Below are 23,862 nucleotides of genomic sequence, written 5' to 3'. Positions count from 1 at the left end.
TGCGCTGCCTGAAAAGGCAAGGAGAGACTAAAAAGCCGGTAGCATAACGCTATCGGCTTTTTTCATGACGCTACAAAAATACTCGTCTGTTGTGGTCGTCCTGCCAGGGCGAGAAGATTTTTCCGCTTAAAAATATTACAAAAACCAAACTATGGCTGCGCACACTTTCTTTTGGCACGATTACGAAACTTTTGGCCTCAATACCCGTCGTGACAGGCCTGCGCAGTTTGCAGGAATTCGTACCGATGCTGAGTTGAATGAGGTGGGCCCGCCACTGATGCTTTACTGCCAACCCGCCAACGACTATCTGCCCGATCCCGCATCGTGTCTGATCACTGGCATCACGCCGCAGCACTGTCTTCAGCACGGTATTGCTGAATACGCATTTGCGGCGCAGATTGAGGCGGTGCTGTCGCAGCCCGGCACGATAGGCGTGGGCTACAACACCATACGCTTCGACGACGAAGTGACGCGGCACCTCTTTTGGCGCAACCTGATTGATCCCTACGCGCGCGAATGGCAAAACGACTGCGGCCGCTGGGATTTGCTGGACGTTGTGCGCATGGCCTATGCGTTGCGTCCGAACGGAATCGTGTGGCCTGTTAAAGAGGAGGGCCCCCATCTGGGCAAGCCCAGCTTCAAGCTGGAAGACCTGGCGCGCGCCAACGGCTTGCTTCATGAAGCGGCGCATGATGCTTTGTCCGACGTGCGAGCCACCATCGCGCTTGCCCGCCTGATTCGAACCGCACAGCCCAAGCTGTTCGATTTTTGTCTGAACTTGCACAAAAAGGACCGCGTTGCAGCCGAACTGGGTTTGCCAACCAGCCGTGAAACCGCACGACCTTTTCTCCATATTTCGGGCATGTTCCCGTCTGAGCGCGGCTGTCTGGCCGTCATGTGGCCACTCGCGACTCACCCTACCAACAAAAACGAATTACTGGCTTGGGATTTGGCGTATGACCCGAGCGAGTTGCCGCTGCTCGACGTAGCGACGCTGCGGCAGCGTTTGTTCACCCGGAGCGCCGACTTGCCAGAGGGCATGCAGCGCCTGCCTGTTAAATCCGTTCACCTCAATAAATCGCCCATGGTGATACGCCAGCTGCAAACCCTCACACCGGAAATGGCGACCCGCTGGGGTGTGGATATGGACGCTGCGCTGCGCCATGCTGAAAAAGCGGCTGGCTTGCCGGACATGAGTGCGGTCTGGCCGGAAGTCTTTTACCGGCCCAAGGAGGAGACGCCTGATGTGGATGAAGATTTATACGGCGGCTTCATAGGCCATGCTGACCGCCGCCGTCTGAACCAGTTGCGCGCGTTATCCCCTGCCGAGCTGGCGCACAACCGCACGGGGTTTGACGATGATCGGCTGGAAGAACTGCTATTTCGCTACCGCGCTCGCAATTTCGGCAATACCCTGACGCCTGAAGAGGCCGAGCGTTGGGAAACCCACAGAGCCGCGCGGCTCCTGGAAGGCGAGGGCGGCGCACGCAATGTAGACGCTCTGTTCGCTGAGATTGATACGCTGTCGGCTACGGCGGATGAGCGAGGCGAAGCGATCCTGGGCACCCTGTATGACTATGCCGAGGCAATTACTCCAGAAGTTTGAGTCCGTCCGGATTAGTTGGAAGAATCAACGCTCCGATTGTTATTGGCTAGCGTATCGGCTCTGCCTGTGTGGACCGGCGTGTGTCCCGTTTCAAAAGGTAGCTGCGAAAGGCGCGCCTCAGGCGGCGGCGAGTTGTGACGATTGGTCGGCATAGGCTATGCCGAAGCGGTTCGCAAGAAAGTCTGCCAGCGCAATGTCTTCTTGCCGGATAAACCCTCTTTGAGGCAATTGCCCAGCGGCGAGTAGATCCAGCACGGCACAGATGCCGGCAGCCGTGGTGATCTGAATGGCACTGCACAGCGCCCCGCCGACCACGCGGCTGTAGATCTTGTGTGCATAGGTCTCCTGCATTAAACGACCTTCGCGCTGGCCACTGACGGTGACAAAGACGATCACTACGTCTTGCTGGGTGGTTGGTAACGCATTTTCCAGAATGTCTTTGAGCACAGTGCGACGGTCGCGCAGCCGGAGATCGTTAAGCAGTACCTTCATGATGGCCGCGTGGCCGGGATAGCGAATGGTTTTGTAGTTGAGGTTGCTCGCCTTGCCGAGCAAAGTCTCGCACAAGGTGCCCAAGCCACCTGAGGTATTGAAGGCCTCGTAAGTCACGCCATCTAACGAAAACTCTTCATGCTCCGCCAGCGGTGGGACTTGACGTAGCACGCCCTCGACAATCGCTTCGCAAGGCTCGCAATACTCGTTGATGACCCCGTCAGTGCTCCAGGTCAGGTTGTAGTTGAGCGCATTCGATGGGTACTGCGGCAGCGCGCCCACACGCAGACGCACGCTGTGCGGGCTGTCAAAACGGCGGCACAACTCGGCCGCCACGATAGACACAAAGCCCGGCGCCAAGCCGCACTGCGGAATGAGTGCCGAATGCGCGGTAGTGGCCAGTTCCTTGACGCGGCGCGTGCTGGCCACGTCTTCCGTCAAATCGAGGTAGTGCACTTTTTCGGCAACAGCGGCTCCTGCTATCTGCGCGGTAAGGTGAAATGGCGCAGCACTCAGTACGGCAAATTGACCCGCCAGTGCCGCGCGCAATGCAGCCGGATCGGTAATATCCAGCGGCTGCAACCGAACAAGTGATGTGGCTTTGACTTTCGCCAGCGCGGCTTGGGATGAGTCAGCCAGCGTGACCGAGTAGTCTTCGACAGAGTCGAGAAGATTAGCTATTGTTGACCCAATTTTCCCCGCTCCCATCACCAGAATTTTTTTCATAAGAGTTCCCAATTTGATTTTTTCCAGCTTTTGATTTCTTCCTTATTGTTTGCGCCATTGGCAACGGTATGAAGTGTCAATTTATACAAATCGGAGCCATAATTTAGGCAAATCGACGTACTCCACACTCAATTACGCATGAATCTTGATCTTATCGACCGAACTTTACTCAACGAGCTGCGCGAAAACGCACGCTCTCCGGTGGCTTTGCTCGCCCGCAAGGCGGGGCTGTCACGCACGGCGGTACAAGCGCGTATTGCACGACTGGAGCGCGACAAAGTAATCGTCGGCTATGGCGTGCGCCTCGGTGACGCCTATGAGCAGTCCCTGGTCGAGGCGCATGTGATGCTCACCGTCGGTCCCAAGTTGTCTGGCCTGGTTGAAGCGGCGCTGCGCAAGATTCCTGAGGTTGGCTCACTGCTGTCGGTCAGTGGAACCTTTGACATGATCGCCATCGTGCAGGCCAGCTCGATTGTTCGGTTAGACGCGCTGATCGACAGCATTGGCCTGCTTGAGGGCGTGGAGCGCACCCGTACCTCGGTGGTGCTCTCCAGGCGCATCCATCGCTAAGAAGTTATGTGCCCGGCGCTTTGCACCGGCCTGCAAGAATTGCTAATTCAGGGGAAGCGCGTACCCACGTCACCGGATATCCAAGGGGGGTACTTGTCCATGGTGCGTTTGAAAAGATCGGATGACTGCCAAGCTGACAACCAATGCAGCAAGCGGGGCCAAGGCTGTCGGTCGAACCATTCCCTGTCAGTGTCTGCAAACTGGCGCACAAACGGTGCAATCGCCATGTCAGCCCACGCCGCACGGCAGCCGAAAAGATAGCCACCGATGGCCAAACGTGCATTGAGTTGAAGCAGAAATTTGGCGCCCGCCGCTTGGGAAGTTTGCGCTCCAAGGTCTTTGCGCTCACCTATTTTTGTGTCTTTATAACGGTCAGGATATTTATAGCGGTCTAGGTGCTGTTTAAAGTCGCCGTCGCATTGAGCGATCAGTGTCTGCATGGATTCAATTGAGCCAGTCTCAGGCGCTAGCCATCTTTCGGGATCATGCTGCTTTAACGCCCAGAGCATGATGTCCAGGCTCTGGTCCAACACGCGTCCATCGAGGGTAATCAACACGGGCACCGTGCCTTTTGGCGAGGTATCCAGTAAGGCCTGCGGTTTATTGCGTAAGTCCACTTCGCGCAGCGCACAGGTTAGACCGCTGGCTGCTATCGCCAATCGTGCCCGTATGGCGTATGGGCAGCGACGAAAAGAATACAAAACGGGCAGGTCGGGTTCAAGTGCCGCAGCCGGCAGGGGTGTCATTGCAAAGCTCAGGAGGTGTCTGAAGACCGTACGTCGCTGTGCGCCCCCTGGCTCACACCGATATGGGCTTGCTGGCGTGCATCGGCGAGTTCTACCTGGCGCTGACGTTCACGGTAGCCTTGCTTTTGCTGCTCGCTCGTGGCAGCGTGGCAGTGCGCGCAGCTGACGCCAAGCTCAAACAGCGGAGAGGCCCGGTCTTGGTCGCTCAGGGGGTCGCGGCAAGAACGGCACAGCGTGTAATGACCAGCGCTTAGCCCATGCCCGACGGCCACGCGTTCATCAAACACAAAACACTCGCCTTGCCATCGGCTTAGTTCTACCGGCACCGTTTCGAGATATTTGAGGATGCCGCCTTCGAGGTGATACACCTCGTCGAAGCCGTGGGAGCGGAGCAACGCAGTGGATTTTTCGCAGCGTATGCCACCGGTGCAGAACATGGCGACTTTGGGCTTTCTGCCATCCACCATGGCCAGCTTCCCGCCTTCACACATCTCCCGTTCCACCCAGTCCGGTAGCTCTGAAAAGCTGCTGGTGCCCGGGTTGACAGCACCGGTGAAAGTGCCAATGGAGACCTCGTAATCGTTGCGTGTATCCACCAGCACGATGTCAGGGTCCTGGAGCAACTGGTTCCAATGTGCCGGCTTGACATAGCGACCCGCCATGAGCGCCGGATGCAAGTCTGGCACGCCAAGCGTCACTATTTCCCGTTTTAGACGCACCTTCATGCGATAAAACGGTAGCTTGTCGGTAGGCGCTTCTTTATGGTCGAGCGTGGACAGCCGGGGATCGCAGCGAAGAAAGGCCAACACTGCATAAATGCCTTGCGGGCTCCCGGCAATGGTGCCATTAATGCCCTCGGGAGCCAACAGCAGCGTGCCTTTTACGGCGTGGGATTCACAGCAGGCGAGCAGGGGTGCCTGGAGCTCGGCAAAGTCCGGGAGCTCAACGAATTTGTACAGGGCGGCGGTCAGGACGGTCATGCTTGGGTGGCGAAATGGAGTCAAGGCTATGTCGCTACGAACTGAATCGTAACGGGTTGGCTACTGGGCAAGCGGAGTCCCGTGGAATCGGCTTCAGGCTGCGCGGGATATGGTTACCACTGTGTGGATGTATTTTGCTGCAGTGCAGCAAAATATGCCTATACTGAACCGCATGATTGAAAATCCAAGGCTGCCGACTTTTCCCAAAGGTAGCAAATCCAGCATACCATTCCGCGGCTTAGCCCTTTTATTTGCACGATGGCTAAAAGCTTGAGCAGTTTGTGGCTTAAGAACCTCTCCCGAGTTGGCAAAGCCCAACGGGCGCAAGGCCGCAAGCTGTTTAAGAGCCTTTTGCCCAAGGCTGCCCGGGCCATACCAGTGCGGCGCGCCAAACTGGTGAAGGTGCCCAAGCCCAAGGCTGCAAAGGTCCGTCGCACCTTGTCTGCGGAGCCCGTTCGCCCAGCGACCGGCCTGCCCGGCGTCTGGAAGAAATCGTATTTTTCAATACCTGAAGCAGGACGGCTGGCGCCCACGCGGCGCATGTCGTACTGGCTGTATTTGCCCGCTGGCGCGGCTCAGACGACACAGCCCTTGGTCGTCATGCTGCACGGATGTCAGCAGACCGCCCCCGATTTTGCCGCCGCAACACGCATGAACCAACTGGCCGAACGCAAGGGCTTTGCGGTGCTGTACCCGCAGCAATCGGCCGCGGCAGATTCACACGGCTGCTGGCACTGGTACAAGCGAGCGACCCAGCAGGGGTTGGGCGACGTCAGGTTGATTGCAGAAATGATTGCGTATGTGCAACGCAAGCACGGGTTCGACGAGTCGCGTACGTATGTAGCGGGGCTCTCGGCTGGGGCAGCGCTGGCGACTATAGTGGCCGTGCGCTATCCCGAGATGATTGCGGCAGTCGGTTTGCATTCGGCACCGGTCTTCGGCACCACCGACTCTCCCATGAGCGCTTACCGTGCGATGCAGCACGGCGCCATCCTGGCACACAGCGAAACGGCACATGCCCTGGTCAAAGCGCAGCCGCAGTTCCCCGGCATGCCCGTAATCCTGATCCACGGCGAGCGCGACCCGGTTGTGCGCCGCATCAATGTGGCCCAGCTGTCAGAGCAATTCCGGATCATCAATGAGTCGGTCATTACCCGACCTGAGGCGGTCATCCGCAGTTATCCGGGGCGCCTAGGCGGACGCAGCCCCCGCCACACCTACCAGACTGCGACTTACTATGCCGGCAGAAAACCTCAGCTGGTGAAGTGCGAAATCGGCGCGTTGGGCCATGCCTGGAGCGGCGGCGATGCCAGCGTGGCTTTTAGTGCGCCTGAAGGGCCTGATTCGACGCTGATGATGTGGACTTTCTTTGCACACCACAAGCGGGCCTCTAAATCCCCAAGCCCGGATCGACTGACGCGCAGTGTACTGGCTGGCGTGGAGACCTAAAAAATGGCAATAGGCAAAGAGGCTGCTCACGCCCGTGGCGGGATTTTGCCTATTTTGTTCCGAATATGCGGTCACCTGCGTCGCCTAAGCCGGGCAGTATATAGCCATGCTCGTTGAGTTGCCGATCAATGGCTGCGGTGTAAATGGCTACATCCGGATGGGCTTTTTGTAACGCCGCGATACCTTCCGGGCAGGTCAGCAGGCAGACGAACTTAATAGATTTAGGCCTGAGTTTTTTAAGTCTGTTCACGGCGGCAATGGCTGAATTTCCGGTGGCCAACATGGGATCGACGATGACGATGTCGCGCTCTTCCATCTCCTGCGGCATCTTGAAGTAATACTCAACCGGTTCCAGCGTTTTGGGGTCCCGGTACAGGCCCACGTGACCTACACGGGCACCTGGAACCACATTGAGCATCCCTTCTAGGATGCCATTGCCTGCGCGCAGAATGGAAACAAATACCAGTTTCTTGCCATCAATCACCTTGCCGGTCATGGTTTCGAGTGGCGTCTCGACTTCGACCTCCTGAAGAGGCATGTCCCGCGTCACCTCATAAGCCATCAGGCTGCTCAGCTCATTCAGCAAAGTGCGAAAGGTGTTCGTGGAAGCGTCTTTGCGGCGCATCAGTGTTAGCTTGTGCTGCACAAGGGGGTGGTCAATTAGGTAAACGTTGCTCATAGATCAGTGACTTTCTTGTCGTTAATTGTTGAATGCTTTTTGCCCCGCAGATGCCGGCTCATTTCCGGGGCATTTTTCGTTTGAAACGTCAACGCTTGCCGCTAACCGGGGTGCCGGTAATTACATTGTGGCTACGCCCAGGTAGGTCACAAGGTATATTAGATTGGTGTGTTCTTCGCAGACATCAAGCGCCTTTTCCGGATTCGGCGATCAGGGTTAGCCGGCAAGTGAAAAAGTAAAATGCAGGCTGTAGATTAAATCAATTAATCGATCGATTCATTAAGTAACTGAGGGTTTTGCCGTGGCTGGACATAGTAAGTGGGCGAATATTCAACACCGCAAGGGTCGTCAGGACGACAAACGCGGCAAGGTCTGGACGCGGGTAATCCGCGAAATCATGGTGGCAGCCCGTTTGGGGGGCGGTGACCTGGATACCAATCCGCGTTTGCGGCTGGCCGTGGAGAAGGCCAAGGCCGCCAACATGCCCGCAGACAACGTCAAGCGCAACATCGACAAGGCGACGGGTAATTTGGAAGGTGTTCATTACGAGGAAATTCGTTATGAAGGCTATGGCATTGGCGGGGCGGCTATCCTCGTCGATTGCATGACCGACAACCGGGTGCGCACGGTGGCGGAAGTTCGCCACGTGTTTGCAAAGCACGGTGGCCATATGGGCGCTGAAGGCTCGGTGGTGTTTCAATTTAAACACTGCGGTCAGTTAATTTTTGCGCCTGGCACGCCCGAAGAGAAGGTCATGGAGGTGGCTTTAGAGGCGGGCGCCGACGATGTGATCTCGCATGACGATGGCGCTATTGAAGTACTAACGCCGTTCGCTGAATTTGAAGTTGTGAAACACGCTTTGGAAGCCGCTGGCCTTAAGCCCGAACTGGCCGAAGTGACCATGCGTGCCGACAACACGATTGAGCTGACGGGTGACGAAGCCCAGAAAATGCAAAAGCTGCTTGATGTACTGGAAGATCTTGACGACACGCAAGAAGTCTTTCATAACACCTCTCTTTCCGAATAAACAAGCCGTAAAGCCTCAACAATGAAAGCTGCAGCATGAAAGTTTTAGTGGTGGGCAGTGGCGGCCGTGAACACGCCCTTGCCTGGAAACTGGCTCAATCGCCGAAAGTGCAAGCCGTGTATGTGGCCCCGGGGAATGGTGGTACGGCGTTGGATGCGCGGCTGGAGAATATCAACATTACGGATATTCAGGAACTCCGTTCGTGGGCAGTTTCACAAAAAATAGCGCTCACGGTGGTCGGCCCCGAGCAACCGCTGGCAGCCGGCATTGTGGATGAATTTCGCATGCATGGATTGCGGGTTTTTGGCCCTACTAAAGCGGCGGCCCAACTTGAAAGCTCGAAAGCCTTTTCCAAAGCTTTCATGAAGCGCCACCATATTCCCACAGCACGCTACGAGATTTTTTCGGATGCGGTGGCTGCGCATGCTTATATCGATGAACAAGGCGCGCCTATCGTGGTGAAAGCCGATGGCCTGGCGGCAGGGAAGGGCGTGGTGGTTGCCATGACGCTGCATGAGGCGCATGAGGCGATTGAGTTCATGCTAGCCAGCGGCCCGGATCAAAACGTGTTGGGTGTTGCCCACAACCAGGACGCAGATGGCAAAGTGTCACCACGGGTGGTCATCGAGGAATTCCTCCAGGGCGAAGAAGCCAGTTTCATTGTGCTGTGCGACGGCAAAAACGTGACCGCTATGGCCACAAGCCAAGACCACAAGCGCCTGTTGAATGGCGACCAAGGACCGAATACGGGTGGCATGGGAGCGTATTCACCGGCTCCTGTGGTGACGCCCGAGGTGCACGGCCGCGTTATGCGCGAAATTATTATGCCCACCATCAAGGGCATGGAAAAAGACGGCATTCCGTTTACCGGCTTTCTGTATGCGGGCCTCATGATCGACGCGCAAGGTAAACCTAAGGCGCTGGAATTCAACTGCCGCATGGGTGACCCTGAAACCCAGCCCATCATGATGCGTTTGAAAACGGATTTGTATGAAGTGATGATGGCGGCGACCTCTGGCACGCTTGATCAGGTGGAGCTTGAGTGGGATCGCCGCCCGGCTTTGGGCGTGGTGATGGCCGCCGCCGGCTACCCGCTCAATCCCCGCAACGGCGATGCGGTCCACGGTCTGCCCAAGGCGGCTGAGGATGTTTTAGTTTTCCATGCCGGGACGCGCGAACAAGATGGCGTCACAGTGACTGCTGGTGGGCGCGTGCTATGTGTGACCGCGCTGGGCAGTACCGTCAAAGCCGCTCAGCATCGCGCTTACGAGGTTGCGCAAGGTATTCACTTCGACGGCGTCCAGTACCGCAAGGATATCGGGCATCGGGCTATCAAAGCTTGATGGGAGTGGAGTTAGCTGCCCCGTCCCGTTCACCCTTCTGACATAGTTAAGTGGGTTCCCAGGTGAAATTAATATGATTGATCTTTCAGCCGTTCGGACCTTTCTGCTGGAACTGCAGGAGCGCATTACCAGTGCGGTTGTCAAGGTTGACGGGCAGTCTTTTGTGACCGATCACTGGCAAAAAGAGCCGGGTGAGTCGCTGCAGGGAAATGGCACGACCCAGATTCTGGAACGCGGTGTGGTGTTTGAACGCGCCGGGTGCGGGTTTTCGCATGTGCGCGGTCTTCAGCTGCCGCCCTCGGCCACCCAACACCGGCCCGAACTGGCGGGAGCACCCTTTGAAGCCTTGGGCGTTTCGCTGGTTTTTCACCCCCGCAATCCCTACGTGCCGACCGTGCACATGAATGTGCGCATGCTCGCAGCGACGCCGACAACTGGAATCGGCGAGCCCGTGTGCTGGTTTGGCGGTGGCATGGATCTGACACCTTACTACGGTTTTGTCGAAGACGCCGTACATTTCCACCAGGTTTGCCGAGATACGTTGGCGCCGTTTGGCAGCGACAAATACCCGCGTTTCAAACAATGGTGCGACGACTATTTTTACCTCAAGCACCGAAACGAGCAGCGCGGCATAGGCGGCATATTTTTCGACGATTTTCAGGAATTGGGTATGGACCAGAGCTTTGCCATGATGCAAAGCGTGGCGGATTCGTTTTTGCGGGCCTATCTTCCGATTGTCGAACGCCGAAAAGATACCCCTTATGGCGACCGGGAGCGCGACTTCCAGCTCTACCGGCGAGGCCGGTATGTGGAGTTCAACCTGGTATGGGACCGAGGTACCCACTTTGGCTTGCAGTCGGGCGGCCGCACTGAATCCATTCTGATGTCGATGCCGCCGCTGGCGAGCTGGGCCTATCAGCGCCAGGTTGAAGCCGGATCGCCTGAAGAGCGTTTGTACAAAGAGTTTTTGGTCAGACGGGACTGGATTTGAGTGCGGACTCCTCTCCGCGGGTCAAGCGCATTGGTGTGTTTGGGGGCGCGTTTGACCCACCACACAATGCGCACGTGGCCCTGGCATTGGCGGCGCTGGACCAGTTTGAATTAGACCTTCTGTATGTTATTCCGACCGGGCCGGCGTGGTACAAGGCCAGAGCGTTGAGTGCGCCTGTTCATCGGCTGGCCATGACCCGATTGGCATTCGAAGAGATGCCACGGGTGGTGGTGGACGACCGAGAATTAAAACGCGCGGCACCGACTTTTACGTTTGATACGCTTCGGACCTTGCAAGCTGAAGATCCTCAGGCCCAACTTTACCTGTTCATCGGGGCGGACCAGTTCGCAGCATTCAGGCAATGGCACCGCTGGCAGGCGATTTCCGAACTTGCTATAATTTGTATAGCTGATCGCGCGCAATACACGCTGACTCAGACTCAATGTGACGCTTTTCCAGGCCACAACAATCGCTTTGCTGCACTCAAGCTTCCTTTGATGCCTGTTAGTGCCACCCAAATTCGCAAGTTGCTGGCCTCGGATGAGGTTTCTGCTGCGGGAATCGCCCAGCTGGTTCCCGCGTCGGTTGCGCGTTATATTTCACTCCACCATCTGTACCGTTCCTATTAATTTTCCTCCTTGAAGCAAAGCACTGCATGACCTCCAATACTGTCAAAACCACCAGCCCAGCCGACAAGAAAGATGTGCAGAAATTGCAGCGCGCAATCATTGATGGCTTGGAGGATGTCAAGGCGCAGAATATCCAGGTATTCGATACTGAGCACATCACGTCTTTGTTCGAGCGCGTGATCGTAGCCTCGGGAACTTCCAATCGCCAGACCAAGGCACTCGCCGCCAGTGTGCGCGATTCAGTGCGGGACGCTGGGTTTGCCAAACCCCGCATCGAAGGCGAGAGCAACGGAGAGTGGATTATTGTCGACTGCGGCGCGGCGGTCGCGCACATCATGCAGCCAACGATCCGCCAGTACTACAACCTGGAAGAGCTTTGGGGCGACAAACCCATTAAGCTCAAATTAGGTGCACCAGCGCCTCTGGTGAAAGCTTCCAAACCTCAAATTAAAGCAGAGATTACTGCTCCATTGAAACGGAAACCCGGGGCGAAATCTGCCGTGAAGCCCGGCGTCAAAACAGCTTTACGCGTCGCCAAAGATCCCGCAAAAGTTCTCGCACACGTAGCCGACAGCAGCTATGTTGGCAGGGTGGGCAAAACTAACGACTGGACCGCCAAAAGGAACGCAACAACTCCTGCGGCAGAGCCGATCGCTAAATCAGCCAGGGTCAGCGCAAAGTTAGGCGCTAAAGTGACCGCCAAGCCCGCATCGAAAAAATCGGAAACCGGGCCAGCGACCAAAACGCCGAGCGTTAAATTGCCTGCCTCTAAAAGAGCGCCAGCCAAGAAAGTTGTTGCCAAGGCGACCACTAAAACTACGCCTAAAGCTGCCAGTAAAACGTCAGCCAAGGTACCCACTGCCAAGAAAATCGCGACTCGGAGCAAATGAGGCTGTTGATCATAGCCGTCGGCCAGAAGGTCCCTGATTGGGCTCAAACGGCTTACGACGACTACGCCAAAAGATTTCCCCCCGAGTTAAAAGTCGAGCTCAAGGCGGTCAAAACAGAGCCTCGTGCGTCCAAAACTATGGAGGGTTTGCTTGCCGCGGAACGGGGACGCATCGAGAGCGCCATTCCCCGGGGTTGCCGTGTCGTGGCGCTGGATGAACGGGGTACTGCAATTACCACGATGGCACTTGCCGAAAAACTTAAGGGATGGCAATTGTCCGGCGACGATGTCGCGATCGTCATTGGCGGGCCCGATGGGCTGGAAGCCAGTTTCAAGCAGTCTGCGCACGAACGTCTGCGTTTGTCAGACCTGACGCTGCCACACGCCATGGTGCGGGTGCTACTAATTGAGCAGCTTTATCGGGCTTGGAGCATCACTATTAACCACCCTTACCACCGTGAGTAAGCATGCCTCCGCGCTTTACCCGGCACGACTGAGCGTTCATGGCTGATTTCATCTATCTTGCTTCGCAAAGCCCTAGACGCCGGCAATTGCTTGAGCAACTCGGAGTCCGGTATGAGCCGCTGTTGCCGGATGCCGGTGAAGACGCTGAGGCGCTGGAGGTGATGCTTAAAGATGAGACGCCTTCGGCGTATGTCAAGCGGGTCACAAACCTCAAACTTGACGCGGCCGTAGCGCGCCTGAAGCATCGGCAACTTAAGTCAGGACCTATTTTGTGCTCCGACACCACTGTGGCACTGGGACGCACCATTTACGGGAAACCGGACGATGCCCCGGACGCTGCGCGAATGCTGCGCGATTTGGCCGGTGCAACTCACCGCGTCCTGACTGCCATAGCGATACAACAGGGGCGGCGGCGCTTGGAGGCGCTTAGTACGTCGCGGGTGAGCTTTGATCACATGACGGCTGCGCAAATCCGGTCTTATGTGGCAACCGGCGAGCCGATGGATAAAGCGGGGGCTTATGCCATTCAGGGAAGGGTGGCGATGCATATCACGCGTATTAATGGTAGTTACAGTGGCATCATGGGGCTCCCGTTGCGGGAAACGGCCCTGCTCTTGCGTGCTGCTGGTCTCAAAATTTAGCGCGTAATTTTTTTAAAGCCCATGCAACAAGATATCCTGATTAATTGGTCGCCGCAGGAAACCCGGGTCGCTGTGGTCGAGCAAGGCGCGGTGCAGGAATTGCAGGTTGAACGCACGCTGGAGCGCGGCCTCGTAGGTAATGTTTATTTAGGCAAGGTAGCGCGAGTGCTACCCGGTATGCAGTCAGCGTTCATCGACATTGGCTTGGATCGGGCTGCTTTTTTGCATGTCGCCGATTTGATGAGCAGCATCAACAGCCGCCACGCTGAGAGCGAGGCACTGTCCCCGACCCCGCTCCAGCCCATTGAGAAGCAATTGTTTGACGGTCAATCCCTCATGGTGCAGGTGCTCAAAGACCCCATTGGAACCAAAGGCGCACGGTTGACGACGCAAATCAGCATTGCGGGCCGCCTGCTGGTTTTTTTGCCCCAAGACAATCATATCGGCGTTTCGCAAAAAATCCCGCTGCGGCAACGCGAAGAACTTCGCCAGCGCGTCCAGGCGCTTAGCGGGGACATGGGCGGTGGCTTCATTCTTCGGACCAACGGGGAAGATGCCGCTGACGCAGAGCTGGCAGAAGACATTGCCTACTTACGCAAAACCTGGGCACGTATTAAGGACACTTCGCTACGCGTGCCGTCCGCTTCGGTGTTGCACCAAGACCTCAGCCTGCTGCAACGTGTGTTGCGTGACGTGGCGATGGAAAGTACGCAAACCATTCGCATCGATTCACGCGAGCAGTTTGAAAAACTGAAGACCTTTGCAACGGAGTTCATGCCCGCCACCGTACCAAAGCTTCAGCTTTACAGCGGGGAGCGGCCGATTTTTGATTTATTCAACATTGACGAAGAAATTGCGAAAGCGCTGGGCCGGCGGGTCGACCTCAAATCTGGCGGCTACCTGATCATTGACCAAGCGGAAGCCCTGACGGTAATCGACGTGAATACCGGCGGATTTGTGGGTGCCCGAAATTTCGATGACACCATCTTCAAAACTAATCTCGAAGCCTCGCAGGCGATTGCGCGGCAACTTCGCCTGCGTAATCTCGGCGGTATTGTGATTCTCGATTTCATCGACATGGTGAAGGAAAATCACCGGGACGCGGTGCTGGCTGAGTTCCAGAAGCAGCTGGCGCGTGACCGGATCAAAACCACCGTCAATGGGTTTTCTGCGCTGGGCTTGCTGGAAATGACGCGCAAGCGAACCCGTGAGTCGCTGGCTCATCAGCTGTGCGAACCTTGCAACGCATGCATCGGCAAAGGCGTCGTCAAAACCGCGCGCAGCGTAAGCTATGACATCCTGCGCGAAATTTTGCGCGAAGCCCGACAGTTCAATCCCCGGGAGTTCCGCGTCGTCGCCTCGCCCAAAGTGATTGAGCTTTTTCTGGATGAAGAAAGCCGGCATCTGGCCAGCCTGAGCGACTTTATCGGCAAGCCAATTTCTCTGCAAGCCGAAGCGGCTATGGCGCAGGAACAGTACGACATCGTCCTGCTATGACCTCAAGCGTTCTTCCGCGCACGGCGACTACCCGCACTGCCAATCACCGGCCCATTCCAATTCTGGTGTACCACCAGATCGCCCAGGCTCCGGCCAAAGGCAGTCCCTTCCGCAGTTTGTATGTGACACCCGATGCCTTTGCGCGGCAAATGGCCTGCCTGAAAATGCTCGGCTTCACCGGCTTGTCGATGACTGGTTTGCAGCCTTACTTGAGTGGCGACCAGGACGGAAAAGTAATCGGCATTACGTTCGATGATGGCTATCGAAATAATCTCACGCATGCCTTGCCTACATTGCGGAAACAAGGGTTTACATCCACCTGTTACGCCGTAAGCGGGCTCCTCGGCAAGACCAATCTGTGGGATGAGAGCCTGGGCATTGCACAGACGCCACTGATGAATCAGGCGGAGATTCGTCAATGGGTCTTGGCAGGGCAAGAGATTGGTTCGCACACTCATCTTCACGTGAATTTATTGGCCGCTGATGATGCCGTTTGCCATATTGAAATGACGCGGGGAAAAAGTGAACTAGAGTCAGTGATTGGCCAGCCAGTCAATCATTTTTGCTACCCCTACGGTCACTATGAAGCCAAACATGTGACCATGGCCCGTCAGTTAGGCTTTGTGAGTGCTACTACTACGGAGCGTAGTCGCTGTCATGCGGGGTCAGACTGGCTGCAACTTCCGCGAGTGCCGGTTTTACGCTCGACCAGCTTGCCGGTTTTTTGGCTCAAGATTGCGACTGGCTATGAGGACCGTCGGAAAAAATGAATTTGCGTCCCTCTAGCTCTGGTGAGGATGCTGCAGCCAGTCAGAAAAAACTTCGGATTGCAGTATTCAACCGAACTTTTTCCCCAACCGGCGGAGGCGCCGAACGTTATTCCATTGCGCTGGTCGAGCAGCTCGCCGCGAGGCATGAAATGCATGTATTTGCTCAGGAAATAGACCATCATTGGCCTGGTGTGATCTACCACCGCATTTCAGCGCCGCTACGCAAGCCCCGCTGGATGAACCAGTTGTGGTTTGCCACGGCCACCTGGTGGGCGACCCGGCGCGGATTTGACGTGGTGCACTCGCACGAAAATACCTGGCACGGCGATGTCCAGACGGTTCACGTTTTGCCGGTTAAATACAACTTGTTCCATCAGCGCACGGGTGGGCGTCGCTTGCTGCGATGGATTAAGGTCGTTACCAGTCCGCGTTTGCTGACCTATCTTGCGATCGAAAAATTCCGGTTTGCACTTCGGGATCAGCGCCACATAGTCGCCACCTCGCCAACGCTAAAAGAAGTTCTCGAACGGACCTACCCGGGCTGCTCATTAGCCCTGTCAGTCATCCCGCCAGGCGTAGTTTTGCCGGCAGCTGGGCCAGACCGCTTGGCTGCGCGACTCGGTTTGGGCCTGCCGACGGCGGGACCGCTGATTGCTTTTGTAGCCAACGATTATCAGAAAAAAGGCCTGGATACTCTGCTGGAGGCATTGAAGCGCCTGCCCCCAAATGTTGCCTTGGCAGTGGTGGGTAATCCTTCTTACATCGATAGGTTCAGGCAAAAGGCTATCGCCTTGAAAGTGGCTGAGCGAGTGTACTTTCTGGGGCATCTTAGGGAGATATCAACTTTGTATCGGGCGGCGGATGTGCTGGCGCATCCTACCCTTGAAGACACATTTGCCATGGTGGTCCTCGAGGCGATGGCCTATGGATTACCGATTGTGGTGAGTGATTCGCGCTACTGTGGCATTGCAGGCCTGCTTACGGATGGCGTGAATGCATTGATACTGCCTTCCCCGACCGACGCCAAGCAACTTTCGGAAAGGCTTGGTCGAGTTCTTGACGATCCTGTCTTGTACCGGCATTTATCCGAAGCAGCCCGCTCTTTCGCAGCCCAGTGGTCCTGGTCCAAAATCGCTGGTCAGCAGGAGGTGATGTACCGCGATATCGCAAAGGCTGCATCGCGTTTCGCTCGTTCCCACTAGACCTTGGTAAATACATGAATCTAAGTCCGCAACCGATTCCGCCTTTGAGCCTGTTTTCGATCATTATTCCGAGCTGGAACAACCTGGCACTGCTTAAACTGTGCGTTGAGAGTGTGAGGGCCAATAGTGCGTTTGCGCATCAAATCATCATCCATGTCAACGACGGCACGGATGGCACTCTGGCGTGGGTCCGCTCCCAAGGCATCGCACACACTTACTCAGCCCTCAACACTGGCATTTGTCTCACGGTCAACCAAGCCGCTGGACTTGCCGAGCATGATCTCATTTTGTACCTCAATGACGACATGTATTGCTGCCCTCAGTGGGACACGCGGTTGCTGGAGAAAGTACAGCAAATTGGACACGACGCGTTTGTTTTGTCGGGCACCATGATTGAACCAGTCGAATCGGGCAATCCTTGTGTCAGTGTTTATGATTTTGGACGTGATGCCGCCTCTTTCCGTGAGCGTGAAGCCCTAGATAACTACCAGACTTTGGTCAAAGCCGATTGGTATGGTTCAACTTGGCCGCCCACGTTGGTACATCGGCGCTGGTGGCAGGCAGTAGGCGGATACAGCACAGAATTCAGTCCCGGCATGAGCAGCGACAATGACTTTTCCATGAAAATGTGGGCTGCTGGCTGCCGTGTTTTTTTGGGGGTGGGAGACAGTTTGGTGTATCACTTCATGTGCAAAAGCACAGGGCGAATTGTCAAAAACAACGGCAGGAAGCAGTTCATGCGCAAATGGGGAATGACCTCGTCGTTGTTTGATCGTTATTACCTTCGACGTGGCCAAACAGCCCTTCAAACGGCGCTACCGGAACCCGAGGAGTCTGCGGAGTTTCGGCGCAAACGCCGTTTCAGTAAGCTGAAAGCCTGGCTTGCTTAAGATGCTGAAAGTGTGCAGTGGCTAGATGCGGTATTACGCCACCAACTTAAAGTGCTTGCGGCTGAAATCCATCCCTACAAGCGTTTCAACCTGCCGCATGAAGTGGTACTTGTTCTCTTTTGGCGTGGGCTCATAGCTGGGGTCGATATTGAGAACTTGTTCGGCATCGTTTGCCAGCCATTCTTGCGCGACGTGCGGATGCGTGCCTTTAAACGGTGCCAGGGCACGGCGATCAAACTGACTGTATTGCACCTGCACAGCAGGCGTTGCCCAATACTTACTGACCTGATCCGCTTTTTTCTGCATTTTTTCGTTGCGACGGATCCATCCGTAGTGATAAATGTGCGCATTGGCAAGGGCGGCATGAGGGTTGCGCCCTCTTTTATGTTCGCTGGTGACTAGCCAGTACTGGCCATCGGGGGCGTAACTGCGGATCGTGTTTCGTATCAATCGGCATTCGCGGCGATACCAGCCAGGGCTGATGGAAATCCACTCTGGTGAACCGTAAAAATGGTGGTAATCAAATACGAGCGCTTCAACAGCAGCATTTGAATGGTGGCGCTCGACGCTGGCTCGGATGGCTGCCAGTTCGGCTTCGTGCACGACTTCATCACCCTCTAGATAGAACGCCCAGTCACCCGTGCAGGAGTACTGGGCGATCATTTTTTGCTGTGCATAGACAAACCCGCGGTCAGCCATGCGCTCGTTCCACAACGTCTCAACAATCCTTATCTTGGGGTCCGCAATGGCCCGTACGCGATCGAGCGTGTTGTCCGAGCCCTGACCGACAGCTACAACAAACTCATCGACCAAAGGCAACAGGGAACGTATGGATGCTTCAAAGGGAAAGCCAAGGTCTACGCCATTGCGTATGAAGGTAAAACCGCTGATTGAAACGCTCATCTGGATATAGACCTTCAGGTATTAAGTTGAGACTGAAATCACGCGGGAAACGAGAAATAATTAAAGCTAAGCGGATTTAAAACCAAGCTTATAAAGATGCGCGTAGGCGCCGTTTTTTGCGAGCAGCTCCGCGTGCGTACCCGATTCAATCATTCTGCCGGAATCCATCATGATGATGCGATCGGCGTGCTGGATGGTGGACAGGCGGTGGGCAATGATTAGCGAAGTGCGGCTGGAGGTAAGCCGCCTGATCGCTTCCTGTACGGCCAGCTCGGATTCGGTATCCAATGCCGACGTGGCCTCATCCAAGATCAGAATAGGCGCATTCTTGTAAAGAGCCCGTGCAATTGCGAGCCGTTGGCGTTGCCCTCCTGACAACTGCATGGCATTGTGGCCGAGGATGGTGTCTAGGCCTTCGGGCAGTTCGGCGAGTAGCCCCGCCAAATTGGCGGCTATCAGACACTCTTTCACGCGGTCGCGAAGGACGGCTTGACCAAGCGCTACATTCTCGGCGATGCTGCTGTTGAGCATCACCACATGCTGGCTCACGAACGCGAATTGGGAGCGCAAAGACGCCAGATCCCAGGCGCGAATCTCCTGGCCATCAAGGGTGACATTGCCCGAATTCATTTCTACAAATCTGGGCAATAGGTTCACTAGCGTAGTTTTGCCAGAGCCCGAAGCTCCAACGATAGCGATCGTTTCCCCTGCATGGATGGAGAGGGTGAACTGGTTGAGCGCAGGAGCGGCGCCGGTTTTGTAGGCCACACTAACGTTGAAAAACTCAATGTCGCCCTGGGCTCTGGCCTTCAAAAAAGAGCCACCGGTTTCGTCCTGGGTCAGCTCCATGAGATCAAGGCCGCGTTCAAGTGCAGCCAGCCCCCGGGTCACGGGTGTCGCTGCGTCCGATAAGCTTTTAACGGGTGCAATCAGCAGCAGCATCGCGGTGACAAAGGCCACAAAGCCGCCAACCGTGGTTGTGTTTTCGGCGCTTTGCAGCAAAGCAATGGAAATGACGGCCGAAAGTGCCATGGCGGCCAGAACTTGCGTGGTCGCACTCATTCCTGCGTAAGCGGCGGTGGACTTCATCGAGAGGCGGCGCAAAGAATTGCTAAGGGCATCGAAGCGGGTTGCTTGGCTGGCTTGAGCGCCATATAGGCGAACGTCGCGATGGGCCATGACGTTTTCTTCGACTACATAAGCAAGGTTATCCGTAGCGGTTTGGCTTTCCTTGGTCAGGCGGTAAAGGCGCTTTGACAAGATCTGAATTACAAACGCAACGGCGGGAAACAAAAGTGAGACGACCAGTGTCAGCTTCCAGTTTAAAAAAATCAGATAGCCGATGAGCGCCAACAGTGTCAGAAGATCTCTGGTGAGCTTCATGATGGCATTGATCAGGAGGGAAGAGCCATTGAACACCTCATACACCACGGTGTTGGCGATGGCGCTGGAGGTTTGATCCGCAAATAAGGTCAACCGCACACTTAACAGCTTGCCAAACATCGCTTGGCGCAGTCGCAGTAGCCCGTCGTTGGTTACTTTCGCCAGGGCAAATTGGGCCAAGAAGCCTGAGAGCCCACGGAGGCTGAACAAAAGCATCAGCGCGATCGGAACCAGCCAGAGGTTAAATGAATCCTTTTGAAAACCACGGTCCAACAGCGGTTTGAGCAAGGCTGGAACGAAAGGCTCAGTTGCAGAGGCCACGAGAGTCGCGCCTATTGCCAATGCCCACCCGGCCCGCGAGCCACGGAAGTACGGCCAAACTCGTGCGATTCTGCGTAGCACTGTCGGTTTAGCAGTTGTGCCGACTGCGTTGGCTTCACGAGGCTGGGTCATCAAGTCGCATACTTTTGTTGAGGAGCGGCAGCCTTCTGAATATCGGCACTCCTTAGGCCCAGCGCTAGCAGCAACCCTATCAGTACGCAGAAAAAATCACCAATCTGCGCGTCGTAAATACTGGAATTGAACAGGCAGGCCACGGCTAGTGCCAGTAGCGTGGATTGCGTAGCGCGCGCGTAGGGTCGTCCCATTCCCTGGGTGTCCTTCAACACCGAAGACATCAAGAAACCAAGTAGAAGCACGCCGGGGATGCCCAGTTGCGCGCCCCACAGGAGGTATTCCTGGTGTGGGTTTCCGTTGCCGTTTATATCTATGTGCGCCGGATTTTGTGCTCGTTCAAGCCGGTTGTATTCGGTACTCCAGCTGCCGACGCCCGCGCCTGCAACTGGATGTTGAGACATGACCTGGATTGCCCTGCGCCAAAGACTTAGCCGTATCCCTGATGAGCTCGTGGCGTCTACCTGGGTTGAATAGGAGTTGACGTCAGTTCTGACCTGTGTCAATCGCTCGCGTACTTTGCTTGAGCTGAAAAACAAAGCCAGGGCCAGCAAGAAGGGCAACAAGACAACGACTCCGCGGTATTTCTTCGGAAGTTCCCACATGATTGCAATGGACAACAGGGCGATGCCGACGACATGGCCGCTCCGACCGCTCAGCACAAAAAAAACATCAACTAAGGCGATCAATGCAATAAAAATTGCAAGAGGCCTGCCAAATCGGCCTGGCACCAAGCTCCGCAGATGCCAACAGATTGCCGCGAAGACGGCGCTGATGATGCCTTCGTCCAGATAGCTTGAAAACACCGCGTATTCCGTCAAGGCCATGTTGGACGTCGCCCAAGGAACAGGCCAACGCGCCAGCAGCATCCAAGAGCTTGCTACGAGGAACAATTGCGCTGCAGCAAACGACGTCAATCCGTACATTGCCTCGCGCCGGTCCCGAAGAAGGACCATCATCAGCACGATAACGAGAAGCTTCCCGTACTTGGCCACAGAGCCAAGCGCATCGGCTTGAGGTGCTACGGTCCAAAGCAGACTGAGTGCGAATACGCAAATTGCGATCAGCACCGCAATGGGTGTGAACAGGCCCGTCAAGGGCTTGCCTGCGTCAGGCGCTCGGCGGGCAAAGAGTAAAGCAGCGAGTCCACAAATCAGCAGCAAGAACTTGGAAATGCTGATGATTACCATCGACAGTCCAACGGAGGCCGCCATCATGCAAATGATGACAAGCCGCAAAGTGATTTTTTTTTGTAGCAAAATGGGTGCAGGGGATACCTGTTAAGTAGACCGCATTATCGATGATTCCATTTCTCGCTTTGCGCTCAAATTCGAGGGTAACTCTACTATGCTGCAGAGGCATTTGACCGGGCAATTTTGCTGATCGATGTTGCCAAAAAAATTGCAAAGGTATTCGTTGGTTAGCCTATCCGTCGCGGTGATCACAAAAAATGAGGCGCATAACATTGCGGACTGCCTGAGCTCGGTAGTGTTTGCAGATCAGGTCGTGGTGCTCGATTCGGGCAGCACTGATGGCACTACAGAGATCGCGAGATCCCTCGGTGCGGAGGTCAGTATCAGCTCAGACTGGCAAGGGTTCGGCGTCCAGAAAAATCGCGCGTTGGATGCTGCAACATCTGATTGGGTGCTGTCCCTTGATGCAGATGAACGCGTTACGCCGGAGCTGGCACGGGAAATTCAAGCGCATCTTGCGCAGATTAGTGGTCAACCACCGGCTTTTGCACTGCCTCGACTGACTCAATTTTGCGGCGTGTGGATTCGGCACTGCGGCTGGACACCCGACTATGTGCTCAGACTGTTTCAACGCGGCGAGGCTCGTTTCACCGAAGATTTGGTGCACGAAAAATTACAGATGATCAGAGCCGATACCCCGGTCGTGCGTTTAAAAAACCCGCTTTTGCACTACAGTTATCCAACCCCTGAACATTATTGGCGCAAGCTGCAGCGCTACAGCCAGGACTGGGCTCGGCAGCGGTATGCGCGCGGGGAGCGCGCCACAATCGCACGCGCTGCACTTTCAGGCCTCACTGCTTTTGTTCGCAGCTATGTGTTTCAGCTGGGGTTTTTAGATGGCGCTATGGGTTTCGCAGTGTGTACCATGCAAGCCCAGTCAGCATTTGGCAAATATTTTGAGTTGTATTGTTTGGGTCGTAAACATGACGCGTGATATTTTTTCTCAAACCCCATTCAAGCGCCGAGCAGCCCTTAAAGGCCTGGTCGGTGCCGGTTTTTTTGCCAGCTGCGCGAGCGCCGCCTTTGCGCAATTCCGCGTAGAGGTAACCGGTGTGGGCCTGACCCAACTGCCCATCGCTGTGGCGCCATTTCGGGGAGACGCCCAGTCGCCGCAGAAAATCGGCGGCATCGTCAAGGCCGATCTTGAACGCAGCGGCATGTTTCGCGCAGTAGACGCTGCCAGCCTAGTGGCAGACGAGAACACTCGTCCAGACCTGGCCAGTTGGCGACAGAAAGGCGCGGATGCGATGGTGACTGGAAGCGTTTCACATCTTGCCGATGGCCGCTTTGATGTCCGACTTCGCCTTTGGGATATTGTGCGGGGACAAGATCTGGGTGGCCAGAGCTTCACCGTAACTCAGGCTGATTTGCGCTTGTCTGCACACCGCATTTCCGACTTTGTGTATGAAAAGCTGACCGGCGAAAAAGGAATTTTTTCAACAAGGATCGCCTATGTTACCAAGGCCGGTCCGCGTTATAACTTGTGGGTGGCGGATTCTGACGGTGAGGGCGCCCAGTCCGCGCTCACGAGCATGGAACCCATCATTTCGCCTTCTTGGTCGCCGAACGGTGCCCAGTTGGCCTATGTTTCTTTCGAGTCTCGCAAGCCGGTGATTTATTCACATGATGTGGCTACCGGAAAGCGGCGTCTGCTGGCCAATTTTAGGGGTTCAAACAGTGCACCAGCGTGGTCTCCGGACGGCAAGCAGTTGGTTGCGACTCTCAGCCGGGAAGGCGGCTCGCAAATCTACGCCTTAGGCCTTAATGGGAGCGAGCCCAAGAGGCTGACGCAGTCGTCCAGCATTGACACCGAGCCGGCCTATTCTCCCGATGGAAAATATATTTACTTTGTCAGCGATCGCGGCGGTGCACCACAGATTTACCGTATGAGCCCCGCAGGCGGCGCCCCTGAACGGGTGACGTTTACCGGCAGTTACAACATCTCCCCAGCGGTCAGTCCTGATGGGCGGTGGCTGGCTTATGTTTCAAGGGTGGCTGGTGCATTCAAGCTGCATTTGATGGAACTTGCCACCGGTTCGGTAACTCCCATTACCGATACCACGGCGGACGAACGCCCGAGTTTTGCGCCTAATAGTCGGTTGATTGTGTATGCGACCCAGCAGCAGGGCAAAGAAGCACTCATGACGACGACGCTCGATGGCAAGATCAAGGCCAGATTGTCTGGAGCTGGCGGGGATATCCGCGAGCCCGATTGGGGACCTTTTCAGCGATAGTCTTTACCGCTGGATTTGTCATTTCTTTTTATTTTTATTTTTAT

The 23,862-nt window shown here is 55.7% G+C and carries 23 protein-coding genes; 16 read left to right on the top strand and 7 right to left on the bottom strand.

Annotation, left to right across the window (positions count from 1 at the left end):
* Nucleotides 1–151 precede the first annotated feature (151 nt).
* Nucleotides 152–1,606: an exodeoxyribonuclease I gene (sbcB, locus tag HHJ16_RS06200; protein WP_293641628.1), complete on the top strand. Its 1,455-nt coding sequence runs from the start codon at nt 152–154 to the stop codon at nt 1,604–1,606.
* Nucleotides 1,607–1,723: 117 nt separating this feature from the next.
* Here the strand turns inward: sbcB and HHJ16_RS06195 are convergent, their stop codons facing one another.
* Complete coding sequence (locus HHJ16_RS06195) at nt 1,724–2,824, bottom strand: saccharopine dehydrogenase family protein (RefSeq protein ID WP_293641627.1); 1,101 nt, start codon at nt 2,822–2,824, stop codon at nt 1,724–1,726.
* A gap of 138 nt (nt 2,825–2,962) precedes the next feature.
* On the opposite strand from HHJ16_RS06195, the gene HHJ16_RS06190 reads away from it, so the two are divergent.
* A complete protein-coding gene (locus tag HHJ16_RS06190) occupies nt 2,963–3,394 on the top strand; it encodes an Lrp/AsnC family transcriptional regulator (RefSeq protein ID WP_293641626.1) in 432 nt (143 codons plus the stop codon).
* Between the two features lie 47 nt (nt 3,395–3,441).
* Here HHJ16_RS06190 and HHJ16_RS06185 read toward each other — a convergent pair whose 3' ends face one another.
* Together HHJ16_RS06185 and HHJ16_RS06180 are read right to left on the bottom strand one after the other, a co-directional pair.
* A complete protein-coding gene (locus HHJ16_RS06185; protein WP_293641624.1) occupies nt 3,442–4,140 on the bottom strand; it encodes a glutathione S-transferase in 699 nt (232 codons plus the stop codon).
* A gap of 8 nt (nt 4,141–4,148) precedes the next feature.
* Nucleotides 4,149–5,120, bottom strand: a complete 972-nt coding sequence (locus HHJ16_RS06180; RefSeq protein ID WP_293641623.1) for a rhodanese-related sulfurtransferase — start codon at nt 5,118–5,120, stop codon at nt 4,149–4,151.
* A 258-nt stretch (nt 5,121–5,378) separates the two neighbouring features.
* On the opposite strand from HHJ16_RS06180, the gene HHJ16_RS06175 reads away from it, so the two are divergent.
* Nucleotides 5,379–6,569, top strand: a complete 1,191-nt coding sequence (locus HHJ16_RS06175) for a PHB depolymerase family esterase (RefSeq protein ID WP_293641622.1) — start codon at nt 5,379–5,381, stop codon at nt 6,567–6,569.
* A 49-nt stretch (nt 6,570–6,618) separates the two neighbouring features.
* On the opposite strand, the gene upp is transcribed toward HHJ16_RS06175, so the two are convergent.
* Complete coding sequence (upp, locus tag HHJ16_RS06170; RefSeq protein WP_293641621.1) at nt 6,619–7,248, bottom strand: uracil phosphoribosyltransferase; 630 nt, start codon at nt 7,246–7,248, stop codon at nt 6,619–6,621.
* Nucleotides 7,249–7,549: 301 nt separating this feature from the next.
* Here upp and HHJ16_RS06165 point away from each other — a divergent pair, with 301 nt between their 5' ends.
* The 11 genes from HHJ16_RS06165 (at nt 7,550) to HHJ16_RS06115 (ending at nt 17,592) form a co-directional block, all read left to right on the top strand.
* Nucleotides 7,550–8,275, top strand: a complete 726-nt coding sequence (locus HHJ16_RS06165; RefSeq protein WP_293641620.1) for a YebC/PmpR family DNA-binding transcriptional regulator — start codon at nt 7,550–7,552, stop codon at nt 8,273–8,275.
* Nucleotides 8,276–8,310: 35 nt separating this feature from the next.
* On the top strand, nt 8,311–9,618 hold the full coding sequence (gene purD / locus HHJ16_RS06160) for a phosphoribosylamine--glycine ligase (protein WP_293641619.1): 1,308 nt from the start codon (nt 8,311–8,313) through the stop codon (nt 9,616–9,618).
* 73 nt (nt 9,619–9,691) lie between these two features.
* On the top strand, nt 9,692–10,609 hold the full coding sequence (hemF, locus tag HHJ16_RS06155; RefSeq protein WP_293641618.1) for an oxygen-dependent coproporphyrinogen oxidase: 918 nt from the start codon (nt 9,692–9,694) through the stop codon (nt 10,607–10,609).
* Entirely contained in the window at nt 10,606–11,238 is a 633-nt protein-coding gene (gene nadD / locus HHJ16_RS06150) for a nicotinate (nicotinamide) nucleotide adenylyltransferase (RefSeq protein ID WP_293641616.1), read from the top strand. The genes hemF and nadD overlap by 4 nt, the downstream gene beginning before the upstream one ends.
* A 26-nt stretch (nt 11,239–11,264) precedes the next feature.
* Nucleotides 11,265–12,128 carry a ribosome silencing factor gene (gene rsfS / locus HHJ16_RS06145; RefSeq protein ID WP_293641615.1) on the top strand — a complete coding sequence of 288 codons (864 nt, stop codon included), beginning with the start codon at nt 11,265–11,267 and terminating at the stop codon, nt 12,126–12,128.
* Complete coding sequence (gene rlmH / locus HHJ16_RS06140; RefSeq protein WP_293641614.1) at nt 12,125–12,592, top strand: 23S rRNA (pseudouridine(1915)-N(3))-methyltransferase RlmH; 468 nt, start codon at nt 12,125–12,127, stop codon at nt 12,590–12,592. The genes rsfS and rlmH overlap by 4 nt, the downstream gene beginning before the upstream one ends.
* Nucleotides 12,593–12,630: 38 nt before the next feature.
* Nucleotides 12,631–13,233: a Maf family protein gene (locus HHJ16_RS06135; RefSeq protein ID WP_293641612.1), complete on the top strand. Its 603-nt coding sequence runs from the start codon at nt 12,631–12,633 to the stop codon at nt 13,231–13,233.
* Between the two features lie 21 nt (nt 13,234–13,254).
* Nucleotides 13,255–14,730, top strand: a complete 1,476-nt coding sequence (gene rng, locus HHJ16_RS06130) for a ribonuclease G (protein WP_293641610.1) — start codon at nt 13,255–13,257, stop codon at nt 14,728–14,730.
* Nucleotides 14,727–15,500, top strand: a complete 774-nt coding sequence (locus HHJ16_RS06125) for a polysaccharide deacetylase family protein (RefSeq protein WP_293641608.1) — start codon at nt 14,727–14,729, stop codon at nt 15,498–15,500. The genes rng and HHJ16_RS06125 overlap by 4 nt, the downstream gene beginning before the upstream one ends.
* The gene (locus HHJ16_RS06120) at nt 15,497–16,702 is read left to right on the top strand and encodes a glycosyltransferase family 4 protein (protein WP_293641606.1); all 1,206 of its coding nucleotides are present in this window, start codon (nt 15,497–15,499) and stop codon (nt 16,700–16,702) included. Before HHJ16_RS06125 ends, HHJ16_RS06120 begins: the two co-directional genes overlap by 4 nt.
* Nucleotides 16,703–16,752: 50 nt before the next feature.
* A complete protein-coding gene (locus HHJ16_RS06115; RefSeq protein WP_293641808.1) occupies nt 16,753–17,592 on the top strand; it encodes a glycosyltransferase in 840 nt (279 codons plus the stop codon).
* A gap of 33 nt (nt 17,593–17,625) precedes the next feature.
* Here HHJ16_RS06115 and HHJ16_RS06110 read toward each other — a convergent pair whose 3' ends face one another.
* The 3 genes from HHJ16_RS06110 to HHJ16_RS06100 all read right to left on the bottom strand — a co-directional run bounded on the left by HHJ16_RS06110 (nt 17,626) and on the right by HHJ16_RS06100 (nt 21,545).
* The gene (locus HHJ16_RS06110; protein ID WP_293641604.1) at nt 17,626–18,411 is read right to left on the bottom strand and encodes a glycosyltransferase; all 786 of its coding nucleotides are present in this window, start codon (nt 18,409–18,411) and stop codon (nt 17,626–17,628) included.
* A 150-nt stretch (nt 18,412–18,561) separates the two neighbouring features.
* Complete coding sequence (msbA, locus tag HHJ16_RS06105) at nt 18,562–20,331, bottom strand: lipid A export permease/ATP-binding protein MsbA (protein ID WP_293641602.1); 1,770 nt, start codon at nt 20,329–20,331, stop codon at nt 18,562–18,564.
* A complete protein-coding gene (locus HHJ16_RS06100) occupies nt 20,331–21,545 on the bottom strand; it encodes an O-antigen ligase family protein (RefSeq protein WP_293641600.1) in 1,215 nt (404 codons plus the stop codon). The genes msbA and HHJ16_RS06100 overlap by 1 nt, the downstream gene beginning before the upstream one ends.
* Nucleotides 21,546–21,717: 172 nt before the next feature.
* Here HHJ16_RS06100 and HHJ16_RS06095 point away from each other — a divergent pair, with 172 nt between their 5' ends.
* The gene (locus HHJ16_RS06095) at nt 21,718–22,518 is read left to right on the top strand and encodes a glycosyltransferase family 2 protein (protein WP_293641598.1); all 801 of its coding nucleotides are present in this window, start codon (nt 21,718–21,720) and stop codon (nt 22,516–22,518) included.
* Entirely contained in the window at nt 22,508–23,818 is a 1,311-nt protein-coding gene (gene tolB, locus HHJ16_RS06090) for a Tol-Pal system beta propeller repeat protein TolB (protein ID WP_293641597.1), read from the top strand. Before HHJ16_RS06095 ends, tolB begins: the two co-directional genes overlap by 11 nt.
* Nucleotides 23,819–23,862 lie beyond the last annotated feature (44 nt).

The sequence above is a fragment of the Polaromonas sp. genome, assembly GCF_012927485.1.
Taxonomy (GTDB): domain Bacteria; phylum Pseudomonadota; class Gammaproteobacteria; order Burkholderiales; family Burkholderiaceae_C; genus Polaromonas.
The sequence above is the reverse complement of the archived record's forward strand: the minus strand, read 5'-3'. Positions and strand labels throughout refer to the sequence as shown.

Bases quoted from the DNA above. Each gene is read 5' to 3' on its own strand.
- sbcB (WP_293641628.1), top strand. From the start codon at position 152: ATGGCTGCGCACACTTTCTTTTGGCACGATTACGAAACTTTTGGCCTC.
- HHJ16_RS06195 (WP_293641627.1), bottom strand. From the start codon at position 2,824: ATGAAAAAAATTCTGGTGATGGGAGCGGGGAAAATTGGGTCAACAATA.
- HHJ16_RS06190 (WP_293641626.1), top strand. From the start codon at position 2,963: ATGAATCTTGATCTTATCGACCGAACTTTACTCAACGAGCTGCGCGAA.
- HHJ16_RS06185 (WP_293641624.1), bottom strand. From the start codon at position 4,140: ATGACACCCCTGCCGGCTGCGGCACTTGAACCCGACCTGCCCGTTTTG.
- HHJ16_RS06180 (WP_293641623.1), bottom strand. From the start codon at position 5,120: ATGACCGTCCTGACCGCCGCCCTGTACAAATTCGTTGAGCTCCCGGAC.
- HHJ16_RS06175 (WP_293641622.1), top strand. From the start codon at position 5,379: ATGGCTAAAAGCTTGAGCAGTTTGTGGCTTAAGAACCTCTCCCGAGTT.
- upp (WP_293641621.1), bottom strand. From the start codon at position 7,248: ATGAGCAACGTTTACCTAATTGACCACCCCCTTGTGCAGCACAAGCTA.
- purD (WP_293641619.1), top strand. From the start codon at position 8,311: ATGAAAGTTTTAGTGGTGGGCAGTGGCGGCCGTGAACACGCCCTTGCC.
- hemF (WP_293641618.1), top strand. From the start codon at position 9,692: ATGATTGATCTTTCAGCCGTTCGGACCTTTCTGCTGGAACTGCAGGAG.
- rsfS (WP_293641615.1), top strand. From the start codon at position 11,265: ATGACCTCCAATACTGTCAAAACCACCAGCCCAGCCGACAAGAAAGAT.
- rlmH (WP_293641614.1), top strand. From the start codon at position 12,125: ATGAGGCTGTTGATCATAGCCGTCGGCCAGAAGGTCCCTGATTGGGCT.
- HHJ16_RS06135 (WP_293641612.1), top strand. From the start codon at position 12,631: ATGGCTGATTTCATCTATCTTGCTTCGCAAAGCCCTAGACGCCGGCAA.
- rng (WP_293641610.1), top strand. From the start codon at position 13,255: ATGCAACAAGATATCCTGATTAATTGGTCGCCGCAGGAAACCCGGGTC.
- HHJ16_RS06125 (WP_293641608.1), top strand. From the start codon at position 14,727: ATGACCTCAAGCGTTCTTCCGCGCACGGCGACTACCCGCACTGCCAAT.
- HHJ16_RS06120 (WP_293641606.1), top strand. From the start codon at position 15,497: ATGAATTTGCGTCCCTCTAGCTCTGGTGAGGATGCTGCAGCCAGTCAG.
- msbA (WP_293641602.1), bottom strand. From the start codon at position 20,331: ATGACCCAGCCTCGTGAAGCCAACGCAGTCGGCACAACTGCTAAACCG.
- HHJ16_RS06100 (WP_293641600.1), bottom strand. From the start codon at position 21,545: ATGGCGGCCTCCGTTGGACTGTCGATGGTAATCATCAGCATTTCCAAG.
- HHJ16_RS06095 (WP_293641598.1), top strand. From the start codon at position 21,718: ATGTTGCCAAAAAAATTGCAAAGGTATTCGTTGGTTAGCCTATCCGTC.
- tolB (WP_293641597.1), top strand. From the start codon at position 22,508: ATGACGCGTGATATTTTTTCTCAAACCCCATTCAAGCGCCGAGCAGCC.